Source organism: Deltaproteobacteria bacterium GWC2_65_14, from assembly GCA_001797615.1.
Lineage (GTDB): Bacteria > Desulfobacterota > Deferrimicrobia > Deferrimicrobiales > Deferrimicrobiaceae > GWC2-65-14.
Genome location: MGPV01000012.1, coordinates 41,091 through 56,323, shown reverse-complemented (window position 1 = coordinate 56,323; position 15,233 = coordinate 41,091). Strand labels below are relative to the sequence as shown.

Sequence of the window (15,233 nt, the reverse complement as noted above, 5' to 3'; positions counted from 1 at the left end):
CGAGCCGGTGGACGGCTACGCGGCCGTCGAGGCCGGCCTGGCGGACGAGTTTTCCTCCTCCGCCACCGCGCTTTCGACCGCCGTCCGCCGAGCCCGCGAGTTCGCCTCCGGGGAACGGGCGAGGTCCCCGAAGCACTGGGACGGAATCGCGGGGACACAGTCCGCGGAGCTCTCCGCGGTCCTGGCCCGCCCGGAAGTCCGGGAAATCCTGGCCTGCGCCGCGCCGGACAAGGAACGTGCGGCGGATCTTCGGACCGCGCGGATGGCGGCCGCCCGGGAGGCGCTGCTTGCGATGCGCCACGGATACGAGCACGGGTTCGCCTCCGGCCTCGAGAACGACGCCCGGATCTTCGGGAAGGTGACGGCGTCTCCCGGAGGACAGGAATGGGTCGGACGCTTTTTGAAAAAGGACCCCCTCCAGTCCTCGTTCCTCGAGCTGCTGCCGGCCGGGGAGAGATAGCATGGAAGAACCGGCCGGACCGATCGCGAAAAAAGCCCCGGGGGACCGTTCGATCTCCTTCGAGGAGATCCGGCGGATCGCCTCCCTCATCCGGGAAAAAGGTAACGAGGGGAGGATTGCCGATCTTCCCGCCTCCACGCTCGACCGGATTCTGTCGATCCTGAAGAAGCGTCCCGTTTCCCCCATCCTCCGGGAGATCGATCCGGCCGCCGCGAAAGAGATCCGGACGCGCATCCTCCGAACCCTGGAAAGCGGGGAGGTCGGCGTCCGGGTCGTGGACCTTGGGGAGGATACCGGCTTCCCCAGGGAGAACGCCCGCCCGGCCTGCGAGGTGCTCCTCGTGGAGCGGGACGGGGAGCTTCTCTGGGAGGGGAAAAAGGGGCTGCTCTCCCTGGGAGGGGCGAAGGTCCGGATCTTCCTCCCCCGGGCGTTTGTCGCAAAGGCGGAAACGCGGCCGCACCTGCTCCTGCAGGCCGTGCTCCATCCCCTCCTCGAATGGGTCCTGGGGCTGCCCCACATGGTCGCCGTTCTCTGCGAGTCGGGCTACAACGCCTCCCCACCGGGTCCGGACGGGACCGAGGTGAGCGACCTGAACCGCTTCATCGCGGAGGAGGCGGGCCGGGACCGCGACGAGGCCTATTTCGACCGGATCCTCGGCACCTCCTACGAGCCTGACGAATTCCGCATGGAGGAGCTCGAGGCGCGGTTCGGCGCAGACCAGGCCCGGAAGACGCGCGTGGTGGATCTGGCCCGGAGCATGGGGTCCCGCTACCGGAACCTGGTGGAGGAAGTGCGCGCATCGGTGCGGGAGGAGGAGGCCCGCGATCGCATCGCGTCTGCGCGAAGATCGCTCGAAGAGGGGGATTCCGAGCGCGCCCTGACCTACCTGCGCAAGGTGGAGAAGGATTCCGGGGCTCCGGAATCGGTCCGGAAGGAAGCGGAGCTCCTCACGGGAGTCGCGATACGGTCCTACGCGCTGGGAGCCGACCCGGCCTACGAGGGGCTTCGCCTGGAATCCGGGGCCGTAAAGGCCGAGGGGTGGGCGGGCAGGAAGGCGAAGGAGCTGGCGGGGCTGCTGAACGGATCGATCGAACTCTTCCGGAAGATCCGGAAGAAGGCGGACCTCCCCGCTCCGGCAGAAGGGGGTCCCGATCCCCTCGGCGAGACCGGGGGCGCCCGGATCCTCCATGTCCTCCCCGACCTCGAGCGGCCCTCCGCAAAGTTCATCGACGGGCACGACCGGGTCCACTGGGTGTTCGAGCGCTCCTTCGTGGAGGCGCTCCTGAAGGGGAGCGCCGAGGGGTCCGCTCCGCTGGGGATTCCGGCCATCCTGGCCTGCCGGTTCGTCCGCGACGGAGCCTTTCCGGACGAGAAGCTGAAGCTCGACCGGCAGTTCGCGGTGGCGGTGAAGGGGGCGATCGAAGGGTACCGGTTCTACCAGGCGCTGCCGGACGAGGCCCGTGCGGAGATGGCCGCCTTCTACGAATCGGCCGGAACGGGCGATCCCCTCTACCTTCTCTTCCTCTCCCTCGGGGAGGAAACGAACCCGGCGCGGGCGAGCCACCTCATCCGGAAGGAGGTGGCGAGGACCCACTCCTTCAACCACGTCCGGTACCCGGACACCTCGCTCGCCGGAAAGGTGGTGGTCATCACCGGCGGCGGCACCGGGATGGGGCGGGCACTCGCGCTGGAGGCGGCGGTCCGCGGGGGAAACGTGGTGATCACCGGGAGGCGACACACCCCGCTCGAGGAAACGAAGACCGACATGGACGACCTGATCCGCCACCTGGGCCTCACGAACCAGACGCTCATCGTGCAGGGGGACGTCGGGGATCCGAAATATGTCGGCGAGATGTTCGAGCAGATCGGGCGCGCCTTCGGCCGGATCGACATCCTCTACAACAACGCGGGAGTGTCGGGGCCGGTGGAGTTCGGATCGGCCTACCGGGAATCCCACTTCGATCTCTACCGGGAAGCGGTGGCGATCCACCTGACCGGATCCTGGCTCGCCAGCCTCGAGGCGGCGCGGATGATGGAGAACCAGAAGGACGGCGGGGTCATCGTCATGGTGGGAACCTTCTACAGCGAAAGCATCCACCGGCACGTGCTCCACGCCTATCCCGGCCGCCTCCCCTACACCTCCGCCCAGTCCGCGAAGCTGGCGCTGGGGGACTACCTCGCCTGGATGCTGGCGGAAAAACAGATCACCGTCTTCTCCCTGAATCCGGCCGCGGTCTCCACGGAGCGGATCGAACGGGGGTCCGGCGTCTTCGACAAGGGCTCGAAGGCCAGGGCGAGGATCGGGAGGGAGGTGTCCCCCGAGTCGCTGGAGCGGGACACCCTCGACAGGACGGTGACCCGGGAGTTCGTGCTCCCGCGGGACTTCGCCCGCGTCGCCCTCGACATGGGAAGGGTCGAGTTCCGCCGCACGGAAGGGGGACACCGCTTTCCCATGGGCGGGGTCACCTACGAACAGCCTCCCGGCGTGATTCCCTCCCCCGCTCTTCTCTCCCGCTACCCGGACATGGTCGGGAAGGTCGCCCTGGCCACGCTGCACAGCCCGCAAGGGTACGACATCACCCTGTTCTCGGCGACCGTCCAGGCGCTGGCCCGGGCCGGAGCGAACGTCGTGCTGGCCGGAAGCCGCACGGACGACATGGAGGCGCTGGCCATGAAGATCAACGCCGGCGGCGGCGAGGGGATGGCGACCGTGTTTCCCGCGCAGCTGGGAAACCTCGCGGAGGTCCAGGAGCTCTTCGACGGCCTCCCGCGACTGGACCTGCTGCTCCACTTCACCGGCAGCGCGGACTGGAAGCGTCCGCTGACCACGATCCCCTTCGAGGAGTGGACGGCTGCGGTCGACCGGTTCGGATACGTTCCCCGGCTCCTTTGCTGGCAGGCCGAGCGGAAAATGGACCGGGGCGGCGTCGACGGGAGCATCGTCCTGGTCGGCCCCGACCTCTCCGGCGTTCCCTCGATCCGGGAGCGCAACCTGGTCCAGGTGTTCCAGTCGATGCTGCGCCCGGCGGTGGCCACCGAGGCGATGGAGCGCGCCCTCATGCGGAAGGCGCAGGCCGACGGGACCGCCCCTTCCCGGGTGAGCGCGGTGAACATCGGATTGATCCTTCCCGGAAGGACCGACGGCCGGAACCGCCAGCCGGACCCGGAACGGACCGCCGCATCGGTCCTCTGGCTGCTCGAGGAGGGAAAGAACGTGTCGGGGGTCACCCTCCTTCCCGACGAGGTGAACGCCATCGCACGTCTTCCGGCCGAGCCGGCGGAGGCGCCGGGCTCGATGGCCGGGAAGGTCGTGGTCGTCACCGGGGGGATCCGGAACCTCGGCAAGGAGATCTCTCTCCGCTTCGCCGCGGAACGGGCGACCGTCGTCATTGCCAGCCGGCGCCCCACCGCCGCCGGGCTCTCCGGAGAGGAGGCCGCCCGGGCGAAAGCGGACCTGGAGGCGGGTGACGCGGTACTGTCCGCGATCCGGCGCCTGGGCGCCCGCTCCATCTGGGTCGACGCGGACGTCTCCCGACCCGCCAGGGTCCGCGCCCTGATCGAGGAGACCCGCAACCGCTTCGGCCGGATCGACGCCTTCGTGAACAACGCCGGCGCGGGGGGGGAGTTTTCCCTCATCGGGGACGTCCTGCGGGAGCACCGGAAGAGCTGGGAGCAGGTCCTGCGCGCGAACTTTCTCGGTCCCTGGACGGCCATTTCCCTGCTTCGGGAAATCCTCCGGAAGCAGACCGGGGGAGGCGCGATCGTGAACGTGTCGACCCATTACGCCGACCACCCCTACATCTTCCGGACCATCTACACGGTGTCGAAAATCCTGCTGAAGTCGCTCTCCTTCTGCCTCCGGAAAGGACTTGCGGCAGACGGGATCCGGATCGTGGATGTCGCGCCGAGCCTGATCGCCGGACCCCGGATGGACTGGGTGATGCGGAACTACGCCGTCCAGTTCGCCGCGCAGTTCGGACGGATCCGGGAGATGGGGGCGGCGGAGCGGAAGAAGATCGAGGAGCTGTTCATCGAATCGTTCGACCGGTCCTCTCCCGCGTCCCGGCGGGAGAAGGCGGCGGCGGCGTTCCTCTCCGCCGTCGCGGAAAGCCGGATGCCGAAGGCGGTCCGCTCCGAGATGGAATCCTGGTACGGCCGTGCGAAGGAATGGTTCCGTTCCACCGTTCCGGCCGCTCCTCCCACGAACGAGCAGGTGGCCGACGCGGTGCTTTTCGGGGCCAAGAATGCCTCCTTTCTGGAGGACCCCTTCCTCGGGGTGACCTCCCTTCCCGCCTTTTCCTCGTTCCCTCCATCCGCGGCGGCCAGGAAGGGGCCGCTGGCGGGCGCCTCCTTTCTCGTGCTCTCCATCGGTCCGGTGCAGAGGAACGGCGCCGCGACCGGATGCGCGCAGGCGCTGCTGCGCGAGGGAGCCGGGGTGACGACGATCGTCGAATCGGCCGGCGAGCCGGGAAAGGTCGAGATCGGGAGAACCTCCCCCGACCCGGGGGGAGCGCGGCGGAAAGGCGGTTCCGAGCCGATTTCACGGGAAATGGATCTCTCCGACCCGCGGGTCCTCGAGCCCTGGCTGGATCCCTCGCTCCTGGGCGGCCCGCCCCACTCCGGGGCGGTCCTCTTCGCGGGCCGGTCGTCCGCCGAACCCTCCCTCCTCCGGTTCGACGCGGAGGACAGGGAGCGGTTTTTGTCGCACCTCGGGAAAATTCTGTCCGCGTTCACGGAGGCGATGCGCTCGATCCAGGAAGACGGAAGCCTCGTCGTGACCGCCCCTTCCCCCCGGACGGAAGAGGGACAGGCGATCCGGGCCGCCCTCCGCCAGATGGTCCGGACCGCCCTCGCGGAGCAGCATTTCCTGGTCGGGGGAAAACGGGTGCGAATCAGCCTGATCCCCGAACCGGAGGAGCGGGGAGAAAAGGAGTTCCTCCGGAAGGTCCTGGAGATCCTCTCCGGCCAGGCCCCTCCGGTAGTCGAGCCGGTTCCGGTCGGTCCGACCCGGCCCTGACCCGGGGACGGGAGAGCATCCTCCCGTTCCCGGAGAGTCATCCCCTCCCGGAGCCCTCCTGCGGCGCCTCTCCGAGGTAGGCCGAGCGCACTTTCGGGTTCCGCATGAGGTCGGCGGCATCCCCCGCCAGAGCGATCGATCCGTTCTCCAGCACGTAGGCCCGGGACGCGATCGACAGGGCCATGTAGGCGTTCTGCTCCACGAGCAGGATGGTCGTCCCCGCCCGGTGGATCTCCCCGATCAGCCGGAAGATCTCCCGGACCAGCAGCGGCGCGAGTCCCATCGACGGCTCGTCGAGCAGCAGGAGCCTCGAGGAAGCCACCAGCGCCCTTCCGATGGCCAGCATCTGCTGCTCTCCCCCGGAAAGGGTCCCCGCCGGCTGGCGGATCCGTTCCTTCAGACGCGGGAACAGCGACACCACCCAGGCGATCCCCTCTTCGATCTCCCGTTCGGAGCGCCGGATGTATCCCCCCATTTCGAGATTCTCGCGCACCGTCATGTTCGCGAAGATCCCCCTCCCCTCCGGCACCAGGGAGATCCCCATCCGGGCGATCCGGTGCTGGGGGACTCCGCGCAGTCGCTTTCCTTCGAAGACGATGGATCCCGACCGGGGGGAGAGGATCCCGGCAAGCGCTTTCAGCGTCGTGCTCTTCCCCGCGCCGTTCGCCCCGACGAGCGAGACGATCTCCCCCCGGCGCACGGTGAAGGAGACCCCGCGCAGCGCCTGGATGTTCCCGTAGAAGACCTCGATCGATTCGACGGAGAGCATCGCCCCGGCTCCTACCCTTCCGCCCCGTTGGCGGGTATTGATTCCCCGAGGTACGCTTCGATCACGGCCGGGTTTTTCCGGATCTCCCCGGGGCTCCCCCGGGCGATCAGCTGGCCGAAGTCCATCACGGCGATCCGCTCGCACAGGCTCATCACGAGGCTCATCTGGTGCTCGATCAGCAGGACGGTCAGCCGGAACCGCTCCCGGATCTCCAGGAGGAACTCCTTCAGCCGTCCCACCTCGTACGGGTTCATTCCCGCCGCCGGCTCGTCCAGCAGGAGGACCTTCGGCCCGGAGGCGAGCGCCCTCGCGATCTCGAGCCTGCGCTGGGCCCCGTAGGCGAGGCCCGCGGCCAGCTCCTCCTTCCGGTCCTCCAGGCCGACGATGGAGAGAAGCTGCTGCGCCCGGTCGAGCAGCTCCCGTTCTCCCCGGAGGAACTTCCCGGTGCGGGACACGGCGGACAGGGGGCCGTAGGGGATATGCCGGTGATAGGCGACCCGGACGTTGTCCAGCACCGAGAGGTTCCGGAACAGGCGGATGTTCTGGAAGGTCCTCGCGACCCCGAGATGGTTGATCCGATGGGGGGGCAGGCCGGCGATATCCTCTCCTTCCAGGAGGACCTCCCCGCGGTCCGGACGATAGATGCCGGTGACGACGTTGAACAGGGTGGTCTTCCCCGACCCGTTCGGGCCGATCAGCCCGACCAGCTCCCCCGCGGAGATCCCCAGGTCGATTCCGTCCAGCGCCCGGATCCCCCCGAAATGCCTTGTCAGCCCCCGGACCTCGAGGATCATCGCTCCCCCCGCGCCCGCAGGAGGAAAAACTCCCACCGGCCGAACAGCCCCTGCGGCCGCAAAAGCATCGTGACGACGAGCAGGACCGGGATCACGACCCACCGGAGCTCGACATATTCGGGAGGGAGCAGGAAGCGAAGCCCCTCGAGGAGGAAGATCCACCCGAAGGAGGCGGCCACCGTCCCGGTCATGTTCCCGAGCCCGCCGATGACGACGATCATCAGGACGTCGATCGACTTGAAGAAGTCGAAATTGCTCGGGTGGAGAAAGCGGTACAGATGCGCGTAGAGCCCCCCGGCCACGCCGGCGAAGGCGCACCCGGTCACGAACCCGATCATCTTGTACCGGAAGGTGTCGATTCCCATCGACTCCGCCGCGATCTCGTCCTCCCGGATGGAGGTGAGAGCCCGGCCGTAGCTGGAGTGGACCAGGTTGCGGACGACCAGGGTGGAGACGAGAAGCCCGAACAGGGCCCACGGGACGGTGGTCATCTTCGCGATGCCGGTCATCCCCCTGGCTCCCCCCAGTGCAGGGAGGAATCCGTCCATGTTGTCGAAGACCACCTTCATGATGACGCCGAACCCCAGCGTGGCGATCCCGAGGTAATCGGAAGTCAGCCGGAGGGTCGGCAGTCCGATCAGGAAGGCGACGGTCGCCGCCGCCCCCCCTCCGGCGAGCAGCGCGCAGACGAACAGGAGCTGGGAATCGCCTCCCCAGCCTTTCATCAAGTAGGCCGCCGTGTAGGCCCCGATCCCGTAGAAGGCGGCATGGCCGAGCGAAAAGAGGCCCGTGTGCCCGTAGACGACGTTCAGCCCCTGCGCGGAGATGGTCACGATGCAGGCAAGCTGGAGGATCTGGATCCAGTACGGATTCAGGATCCCGTGCCCCTCCAGCAGGGAGATCCCTCCCACGGCGGCCGCGAAGGCGAGGAGGAGCGCAGCGAGGTTCCGACCCGTTCTCACCCCGGTCACACCTTTTCCGTCCTGGAGACCCCGAGAATGCCGGTGGGTCTCCAGAGCAGGACCAGGATCAGGATGACGAAGGCGATTCCGTCCCGGTAGGTCGAGGAGAGGTAGGCCGTGGTCAGCGTCTCCGCCTGTCCCATGATGAGCGCACCGAGAAAAGCCCCGGGGATGCTCCCGATCCCCCCGAGGACCGCGGCGGTGAACGCCTTCAGCCCCGGCATGAACCCCATGAAGGTGTTCACCTGCGGGTAGGCGATCCCGTAGAGGATCCCTCCCACCCCCGCGAGCGCCGCGCCGATGCCGAAGGTGAAGGAGATCACCAGGTTCACGTTCACCCCCATCAGCCCGGCGGTGACATGGTCGTGCGAGACGGCCCGCATCGCCTTCCCGATCCGGGTCCGGAAGACGACGAACTGGAGCAGCGCGAGGCACAGGACGGTCGTGACCAGGATGATCCCCTGGATGTTCGTCACGGTGATCCCCCACACCTCGCGGGAGACGACCTCGAAGGGACGGGGGAAGGAATAGAAGTTCGGGCCGAACAGCGGCTTCAGGCTGGTGAAGTATTCCAGGAACAGGGAGACGCCGATCGCGGTGATCAGCGCAGCGATCTTGGGTGCGTCGCGAAGGGGCCGGTAGGCGAGCTGCTCGATGAGCACACCCAAAAGGGTGCAGCCGACCGCCGCGAGGAGCAGGACGACCGCGAAAGGAAGGTGGTACGTTCCGATCCCGTAGAGCCCGATGAACGCCCCCACCATGAAGACGTCGCCGTGCGCGAAGTTGATCAGGCGGACGATCCCGTACACCATGGTGTACCCCAGGGCGATCAGGGCGTACACGAATCCGATCTGGAGCCCGTTGACCAGCTGCTGGGCGAAGTACTCCATGACTCGGCCCGCTTACGGAAGGGTGCCCGACGGAAGCCTCGCGAAAAGGGCCGGGGGGGAAGCTCCCGCCCGGCCCCTGTCCGATCCCTTCCGTCCCGCTCTCAGGGGTTCACGACCTGGAGGAATTTCTGCTTGCCGTCCCGGATCTGGAGGATGACGGCGCTTTTCACCGGGTCGCCGTTCCGGTCCATCGTGAAGGTCCCCGTGACCCCCGTGTATCCCTGCATCGACGCCAGGGCGTCCCGGATCTTCCCGGGGTCGTCGCTGTTGGCCTTCCGGATCGCCTCGATCAGCATGTTCGTCGCGTCGTACGCGAGGCTCGCGAGGGCGTCCGGTGTCTGCTTGTGCTTCTCCTGGTACTTCTTCACCCAGTGAACCACCTCCGGCCGCGTGTCTTCCGGCGAGTAGTGGTTCGAGAAGTACCCCCCCTCGATCGCGCTCCCGGCGATCTTCACCAGTTCGGGGGAATCCCACCCGTCGGGTCCGATCAGGGCGGCCTGGATCCCCTTTTCCCTCGCCTGCTTGGCGATCAGCCCCACCTTGCCGTAATAGTCCGGGAGAAAGAGGACATCCGGTTTCGCCGCTTTCAGCTTGGTCAGGAGGGCCGAGAAGTCGACGTCGTCCTTCCCGTAGGACTCGTAGGCCGCGATCCGGCCTCCCATTTTTCCGAAAGCGTCCCGGAAGACCTCGGCGATCCCCAGGGAGTAGTCGTTGGAGGCGTCGTAGAGCACGGCCGCCGATCCGGCCTTCAGCGTCTCCCGGGCGAATTTCGCCATGACCGTTCCCTGGAAGGAATCGGTGTAGCAGGCGCGGAACATGTAGTCCTTCCGCTTGCCGTCCGCGACCGTCACCTTCGGGTTGGTCGCCGTCCCCGTGATCGTCGGAATTTTGTAGGATTGTGCCATGTCGGACACCGGGATGGTGGCCTTCGAGGTGACCGACCCCACGATCGCCCGCACCCGGTGCTGGTTGATCAGCAGGTTCGCCGCGTTGCTCGCCTCCGTGGGGTCGTTCTTGTCGTCCACGACCACCGTCGCGATCGTAAGGCCCGCGGCCCCCCCGGAGGCGTTCGCCTCCTGCACCGCGATCTCGAAGGCGTTTTTCACCGATTCCCCGTACGTTTTTACGTCTCCGGAGATCGGCGTGATCAGGCCGATCTTGATTTCCTTCGCGGGAGGAGCCTTGCAGCCGGCGATCGGCCCCAGGAGAAAAAGACACCCTGTAAGGAGCACCCATTCCCTTCTCACGTTTTTCTCCTTTCCTTGCCGGGGATGTCGGATTCCGCAACCCAATTCTATTCCGAGTGGCTCCCTCCGCCATACTTTTTTTTATCGGTAGACGATGCGGTAGATCGCCCCCTTCCTGTCGTCGGATACGAGCAGGGCGCCGTCCGGCATTACCTGCACGTCGACAGGGCGGCCCCACGCTCCGTTCTCCGTGAGCCACCCTTCCGCGAAGGGTTCGTACCCGGCGGGCCTGCCGTTCTCGAAGCGGGCCACGGTCACCCGGTATCCGATCGGTTCGCTGCGGTTCCAGGAGCCGTGCTCCGCGATGAAGATCTGGTTCCGGTACCGTTGCGGGAACATGCGTCCCGTGTAATAGCGCATCCCCAGGGAGGCGACGTGGGGCCCCAGTTCCATCTCGGGGGGAACGAACGCATCCTTCGCCATCTTCCCCCCGAACTCCGGGTCCGGAATCTTCGCTCCATGCCAGTACGGGAAGCCGAAGTGGAGCCCCTGCCGTGGAGCGCGGTTCAGTTCGTCCGGCGGAACGTTGTCCCCCATCCAGTCCCGCCCGTTGTCCGTGAACCACATCTCCCCGGTTTCCGGGTGCCAGTCGAACCCCACGGTGTTGCGGACCCCCCGGGCAAACGGCTCCAGCCCGGTTCCGTCCGCGTTCATCCGGAGGATTGAGGCATAGCGCGGATCCTCCCGCTCGCAGACGTTACAGGGGGCGCCGACCGGGACATAGAGAAGCCCGTCCGGCCCGAACCGGATGAACTTCCACCCGTGATGGGCATCCCGGGGAAAAGAGTCGTTGACCACGACGGGGCGGGGCGGGTTCTCGAGGCGGGACTCGATCCGGTCGTACCGGAGCACGCGGCTTTTCTCGGCCACGTACAGAGCGCCGTCGCGAAAAGCCACTCCGTTGGGAAGGTCGAGCCCTCGGGCAAGGACGACGACCCGCTCCGCCTTCCCGTCGCCGTCCTCATCCCGCACCGCATAGACGACTCCCTCTTTCCGGGTCCCCACGAACAGGGTCCCCCGGTCGCCCAGCGCCATCGATCGCGCGCCGGGGACCTCCCCGGAATACAGCTCGAGGTGAAATCCTGCGGGAAGACGGATCGCGCCCGGCTTCGCGCCCATGGCGCCCGCGCCGGAAGGGAACGCAAGAACCCAGATCAGGATCGGAATCGCCGCGACCGACGGGAAAACATGCCGCATGGTCTTTCGCCCCCTCGAAGGTTGCGCCGGACCGAACGGGACGCGGAAGCCCGGCAGGCCGTCAGACGAGAGGTCTCTTCTCGACGATCGTGAAATAGGCGACGTACTTGACCGCCTCCGCCGCCGACGGACTGGAGACCGTCCGGGTATTTTCCCGGATCTCCTCCAGCAGCGGCCCGGAGTCCTTCAGCTCCTTCAGGCGGAGGCTGAGCCGGACCCCCAGGAACCCTCCCCCGGGATCGATGTAGAGGTAGGAGGCGTTGGGATTCTCCCGGACGTTTTGGTAGGTGCGTCGTTCGGTCATCCCCCATGCGACGGTGTGCTCGTCGATGATCCTCGGGGAAGCGTAGATCGCGGTGTTCACCGCTCCGCTGGCGTCCGCCGTCGCCATCACCCCCCTGCCTCCCGGCTTGAACGGGTCGATCGTTTTCATTCCGCTCCTCCTTTTCGGTTCCGCTCCCCGCGAGAAAAAGGGAGAGGACAGCCTCTCCCTTTCATTTCGGTCTTCGTTCCCAGACTACTTTTTGCCCCCGCAACCACAAGTCTTGCACATGTCGCTTCCTCCTCTCGTAACGTATTTCAGCGTTCTTTTCCTTTTCATAGGTAGAGATGCCGCGGATCCGGCGCAGGTTTCGCCGCGCGGGACAAGGCGGGCGGGCTTGACAACTCCCGCTGCGGAAGGCGACACTTTTTCCATCCCAGAAGAACGACGGAGGGATCCCCATGACGCGCAACGTCATCATCCTCGGATCGGGCTGCGCCGGATCCACGGCGGCCATCTACACGGCCAGAGCCAATCTCGCTCCCCTCGTGCTGGAAGGCCACGAGCCTGGCGGCCAGCTCTCCCTCACGACCGGCGTGGAGAACTTCCCCGGCTTCCCCGAGGGGGTGCAGGGTCCGGACCTCGTGGAGATGATGAAGCGGCAGGCCCAGCGGTTCGGCGCGGAATACCGGATGGAAGTCGCCACCTCGGTGGTATTGGGAAGAAAGCCGTTCGTGGTGAAAACCGGGGAGGGAAGCTACGAAGCGGAGGCCCTCATCCTCGCGACCGGCGCATCGGCCAAGATGCTGGGGCTTCCCTCCGAGAAACCGCTTCTCGGCCGCGGGGTCTCCACCTGCGCCACCTGCGACGGCGCCTTCTTCCGGGAGAAGGAGGTCATGGTGGTCGGAGGCGGCGACACCGCGCTCGAGGAGGCGCTCTTCCTCACGAGGTTCGCTTCGAACGTGGTGGTCGTGCACCGGCGGGAGCAGCTGCGGGCCTCCCGGATCATGTCCGACCGGGCGAGGAAGAACGAAAAAATCGAGTTCCTCTGGAACAGCGTGGTCACGGAGATCCACGATCCTTCGAAGAAGGAGGTGACCTCGGTCCGGATCCGGAACACCGTCGACGGGAAGGAATCGACCCGGAAGATCGACGGCCTCTTCGTCGCGATCGGCCACGAGCCCAACACGAAGATCTTCGAGGGGCAGATCGGGATGGAGAAGGGTTACATTCGGGTCCACGAGGGCTCGAAGACCAGCGTCGAGGGGGTGTTCGCCGCGGGCGACGTGCACGATTTCGTCTACCGGCAGGCGATCACCGCCGCGGGATGCGGATGCCGCGCGGCGATCGACGCCGAGAGGTGGCTCGAGGCCCGGGAGTCCCGGTAGCCGGCCCGGGTTCCCGGGGAACGTGCCCTACTCCGGGGTCTTCTGCAGAAAGAGGGTCTGCGTCGGGTAGGCGAACTCGATCCCCCGCCTGCCGAATTCCTCGTGGATCCGAAAGTTGATCCGCTGCTGGGTATCCATGTACTTCGCGTAGTCGTTCCCGATCACGTAGTAGACCACCTCGATGACCAGGCTGAAGTCCCCGTAGGAGGAGAAGTGCGCCCGGTCGAAGGCGGCGTCCTCGATCTCCCCGACGATCTCCCGGATCAGGCCCGGGATCTCCCTCAGCCGCTCCAGGGAAGTCTGGTAGGTGACCCCCAGCCGGAACAGGACCCTGCGCCGCCCCATCCGCTTGAAATTCCGGACCCGGGAATCGGTGAGATCCTTGTTCGACAGGATGATCTGCTCCCCGCTCAGGCTGCTGATCCTCGTGGACTTGATTCCGAGGCGCTCCACGACCCCCATGGTGTCCCCCGCGATGATGAAGTCCCCGATCTCGAAGGGGCGGTCGAACAGGATCGTGAAGTAGGCGAACAGGTCGCCCAGGATCGCCTGGGCCGCCAGGGCCACGGCGATCCCGCCGATCCCGAGGCCGGCGACCACGGTGTTGATCCTGAATCCGAGGTTGTCCAGAAGGAACACGCTCCCCAGGATCCAGGCGACCACCCGGATCACCGTCAGGAAACCGGACACCGCGTGGTCCCTCTCCGCGTCCCTCCCCTGCTTCTCCGCGTAGGTCCGGATGCCGTAGCGGGAGAAGGCGATCACGAACTGGATCGTCAGGAAGGTGAGCAGGGCCATCCCTCCGACGTGGATCGCCTTCGTAAGGAAGGGGCTCAGGACGAGGGTGGTCGACGCCATGTAGAAGATCCCGTAATAGGCGAGCGGGACGAGCTGCTTCCGGAAGATGTCGATCGCGAAGTCGTCCAGCGTCGTTTCGGTCTTCTCCGCCAGGACCCGGAGCCGGTGCAGCACGATCCGGCGGATGACGACGACCGCGAGGATGCCGCCGAGGACGACCGCCAGGAAGACCGCGTAGTCCGCCACCCGGTTCCGCAGGAATTCCTGGTTCAGAAGATCGTGGAGCATTTGGGATCCTCCCTCGGGCGCACGGATATCCGCAGTATAGTCAATCGGGGCGATCAAGAAAACCGGCCCTTCCGGGGGCCCCTGGAATCATTTTCTTTCCATTTTATTTCCTTGACGCAACCCCGGCGTCCTGATACGTTGTACCGCGTTGCGGCATTCGGGGGTTCGGCTCCTGTTTCCTGCGGCAAATTTCCAGTTTGGAGGTAACACGAAGTGGTTCAAGGCAGCGTAAAATGGTTCAACGACGCGAAAGGGTACGGCTTCATCTCCCAGGAGGGAGGTCCTGACGTATTCGTGCACTTCAGCGCCATCTCCGGCGAAGGCTTCAAATCGCTGGCGGAGGGCGACCGCGTCCAGTTTGAGATCACCCAGGGCCCCAAAGGTCCGCAGGCTTCGAACGTCACGAAGATCGCCTGAGGCGGGAGCCCGAAGGCCGCAGTTCCGATGACGGAAACAAACCCCGGCGAACGTTGCCGGGGTTTTTTCATGCCAGGGCCGAATCAGACTGGGCGATCACGCCATCCCAGGTGCAGGGGGGCCCTGCGGCCGTCCCGGGGAAACGGATGGGAAATTCCTTCGTAAGGATCCCACGGTGAGCACCTTCTCCTATATGAAGCATTTCGCGAAGGACAAGTACATCGCGTCCATCACGCCGACCTCCGAGTTCGGCGTGCGGAGGGTCTGCGGGAAGATCGACTTCGGGCGGGCCGACGTCGTCGTGGAATACGGGCCGGGGACGGGGGTCTTCACGAAGCACCTCCTGGAGAAGATGGGGAGCGACTCCCGGCTGATCCTGATCGAGCGGAACCCCGACTTCTCCAGGATGCTGGGGAAGCGGTTCCGGGACCGCCGCGTGGCCATTCGAAACGACTGCGCCTCGAACGTGCTCGAGGTCCTCACGGCCTGCGGGATGCAGGCCGCCGACTGCATCCTCTCCGGGATCCCCTTCTCCTTCCTGCCGGACGAGACGAGGGTGAAAATCTTGAGGAAGTCGCACGCCGCCCTGCGGGAGGGAGGGAAGTTCCTCGCCTACCAGACCTTCTACCAGGCGAAAACCCACCTCAAGGAGCCGCTGGAGTCGGTGTTCCGGTCGGTTCGGGTGGATTACGAGATGCTGAACATCCCCCCGATGCGGATCTACGAAGCGGTAAAGTAGAAGGT

At 66.3% G+C, this 15,233-nt stretch carries 13 protein-coding genes (1 of these 13 only partly in view); 5 read left to right on the top strand and 8 right to left on the bottom strand.

Features of this window, described 5'->3' with window-relative positions:
• Positions 1–460, top strand: the final stretch of a protein-coding gene (locus A2X88_02885) for a hypothetical protein (protein OGP35402.1). It extends 2,258 nt beyond the left edge of the window; 460 of the gene's 2,718 nt are visible here — the last part of the coding sequence; its start codon lies beyond the left edge, outside the window; its stop codon occupies positions 458–460.
• A gap of 1 nt (position 461) precedes the next feature.
• On the top strand, positions 462–5,477 hold the full coding sequence (locus A2X88_02880) for a hypothetical protein (GenBank protein OGP35401.1): 5,016 nt from the start codon (positions 462–464) through the stop codon (positions 5,475–5,477).
• Between the two features lie 37 nt (positions 5,478–5,514).
• On the opposite strand, the gene A2X88_02875 is transcribed toward A2X88_02880, so the two are convergent.
• From A2X88_02875 to A2X88_02845, 7 genes are all read right to left on the bottom strand, one after another.
• Positions 5,515–6,246, bottom strand: a complete 732-nt coding sequence (locus A2X88_02875) for an ABC transporter ATP-binding protein (protein OGP35400.1) — start codon at positions 6,244–6,246, stop codon at positions 5,515–5,517.
• A gap of 11 nt (positions 6,247–6,257) precedes the next feature.
• The gene (gene livG / locus A2X88_02870) at positions 6,258–7,040 is read right to left on the bottom strand and encodes a high-affinity branched-chain amino acid ABC transporter ATP-binding protein LivG (protein OGP35399.1); all 783 of its coding nucleotides are present in this window, start codon (positions 7,038–7,040) and stop codon (positions 6,258–6,260) included.
• Complete coding sequence (locus tag A2X88_02865; protein OGP35409.1) at positions 7,037–8,002, bottom strand: ABC transporter; 966 nt, start codon at positions 8,000–8,002, stop codon at positions 7,037–7,039. Before A2X88_02865 ends, livG begins: the two co-directional genes overlap by 4 nt.
• Positions 8,003–8,007: 5 nt before the next feature.
• A complete protein-coding gene (locus A2X88_02860; GenBank protein ID OGP35398.1) occupies positions 8,008–8,892 on the bottom strand; it encodes an ABC transporter permease in 885 nt (294 codons plus the stop codon).
• 101 nt (positions 8,893–8,993) lie between these two features.
• Positions 8,994–10,139 carry a branched-chain amino acid ABC transporter substrate-binding protein gene (locus tag A2X88_02855; protein ID OGP35397.1) on the bottom strand — a complete coding sequence of 382 codons (1,146 nt, stop codon included), beginning with the start codon at positions 10,137–10,139 and terminating at the stop codon, positions 8,994–8,996.
• Between the two features lie 81 nt (positions 10,140–10,220).
• Positions 10,221–11,336, bottom strand: coding sequence for a sorbosone dehydrogenase (locus tag A2X88_02850; GenBank protein ID OGP35396.1), 1,116 nt, complete (start codon positions 11,334–11,336; stop codon positions 10,221–10,223).
• 61 nt (positions 11,337–11,397) lie between these two features.
• Entirely contained in the window at positions 11,398–11,769 is a 372-nt protein-coding gene (locus A2X88_02845; protein OGP35395.1) for a pyridoxamine 5'-phosphate oxidase, read from the bottom strand.
• 290 nt (positions 11,770–12,059) lie between these two features.
• On the opposite strand from A2X88_02845, the gene A2X88_02840 reads away from it, so the two are divergent.
• Entirely contained in the window at positions 12,060–12,986 is a 927-nt protein-coding gene (locus A2X88_02840) for a thioredoxin-disulfide reductase (protein OGP35394.1), read from the top strand.
• Positions 12,987–13,013: 27 nt separating this feature from the next.
• Here the strand turns inward: A2X88_02840 and A2X88_02835 are convergent, their stop codons facing one another.
• On the bottom strand, positions 13,014–14,072 hold the full coding sequence (locus tag A2X88_02835) for a mechanosensitive ion channel protein MscS (GenBank protein OGP35393.1): 1,059 nt from the start codon (positions 14,070–14,072) through the stop codon (positions 13,014–13,016).
• 213 nt (positions 14,073–14,285) lie between these two features.
• Between A2X88_02835 and A2X88_02830 the strand changes: the two genes are divergently transcribed.
• On the top strand, positions 14,286–14,489 hold the full coding sequence (locus A2X88_02830; GenBank protein OGP35392.1) for a cold-shock protein: 204 nt from the start codon (positions 14,286–14,288) through the stop codon (positions 14,487–14,489).
• Between the two features lie 175 nt (positions 14,490–14,664).
• On the top strand, positions 14,665–15,228 hold the full coding sequence (locus A2X88_02825; protein OGP35391.1) for a hypothetical protein: 564 nt from the start codon (positions 14,665–14,667) through the stop codon (positions 15,226–15,228).
• Positions 15,229–15,233 lie beyond the last annotated feature (5 nt).

What these genes read in the sequence shown, in the direction of transcription:
- A2X88_02840 (OGP35394.1), top strand. Translation starts at nt 12,060, where the DNA reads ATGACGCGCAACGTCATCATCCTCGGATCGGGCTGCGCCGGATCCACG.
- livG (OGP35399.1), bottom strand. Translation starts at nt 7,040, where the DNA reads ATGATCCTCGAGGTCCGGGGGCTGACAAGGCATTTCGGGGGGATCCGG.
- A2X88_02875 (OGP35400.1), bottom strand. Translation starts at nt 6,246, where the DNA reads ATGCTCTCCGTCGAATCGATCGAGGTCTTCTACGGGAACATCCAGGCG.
- A2X88_02835 (OGP35393.1), bottom strand. Translation starts at nt 14,072, where the DNA reads ATGCTCCACGATCTTCTGAACCAGGAATTCCTGCGGAACCGGGTGGCG.
- A2X88_02850 (OGP35396.1), bottom strand. Translation starts at nt 11,336, where the DNA reads ATGCGGCATGTTTTCCCGTCGGTCGCGGCGATTCCGATCCTGATCTGG.
- A2X88_02880 (OGP35401.1), top strand. Translation starts at nt 462, where the DNA reads ATGGAAGAACCGGCCGGACCGATCGCGAAAAAAGCCCCGGGGGACCGT.
- A2X88_02860 (OGP35398.1), bottom strand. Translation starts at nt 8,892, where the DNA reads ATGGAGTACTTCGCCCAGCAGCTGGTCAACGGGCTCCAGATCGGATTC.
- A2X88_02845 (OGP35395.1), bottom strand. Translation starts at nt 11,769, where the DNA reads ATGAAAACGATCGACCCGTTCAAGCCGGGAGGCAGGGGGGTGATGGCG.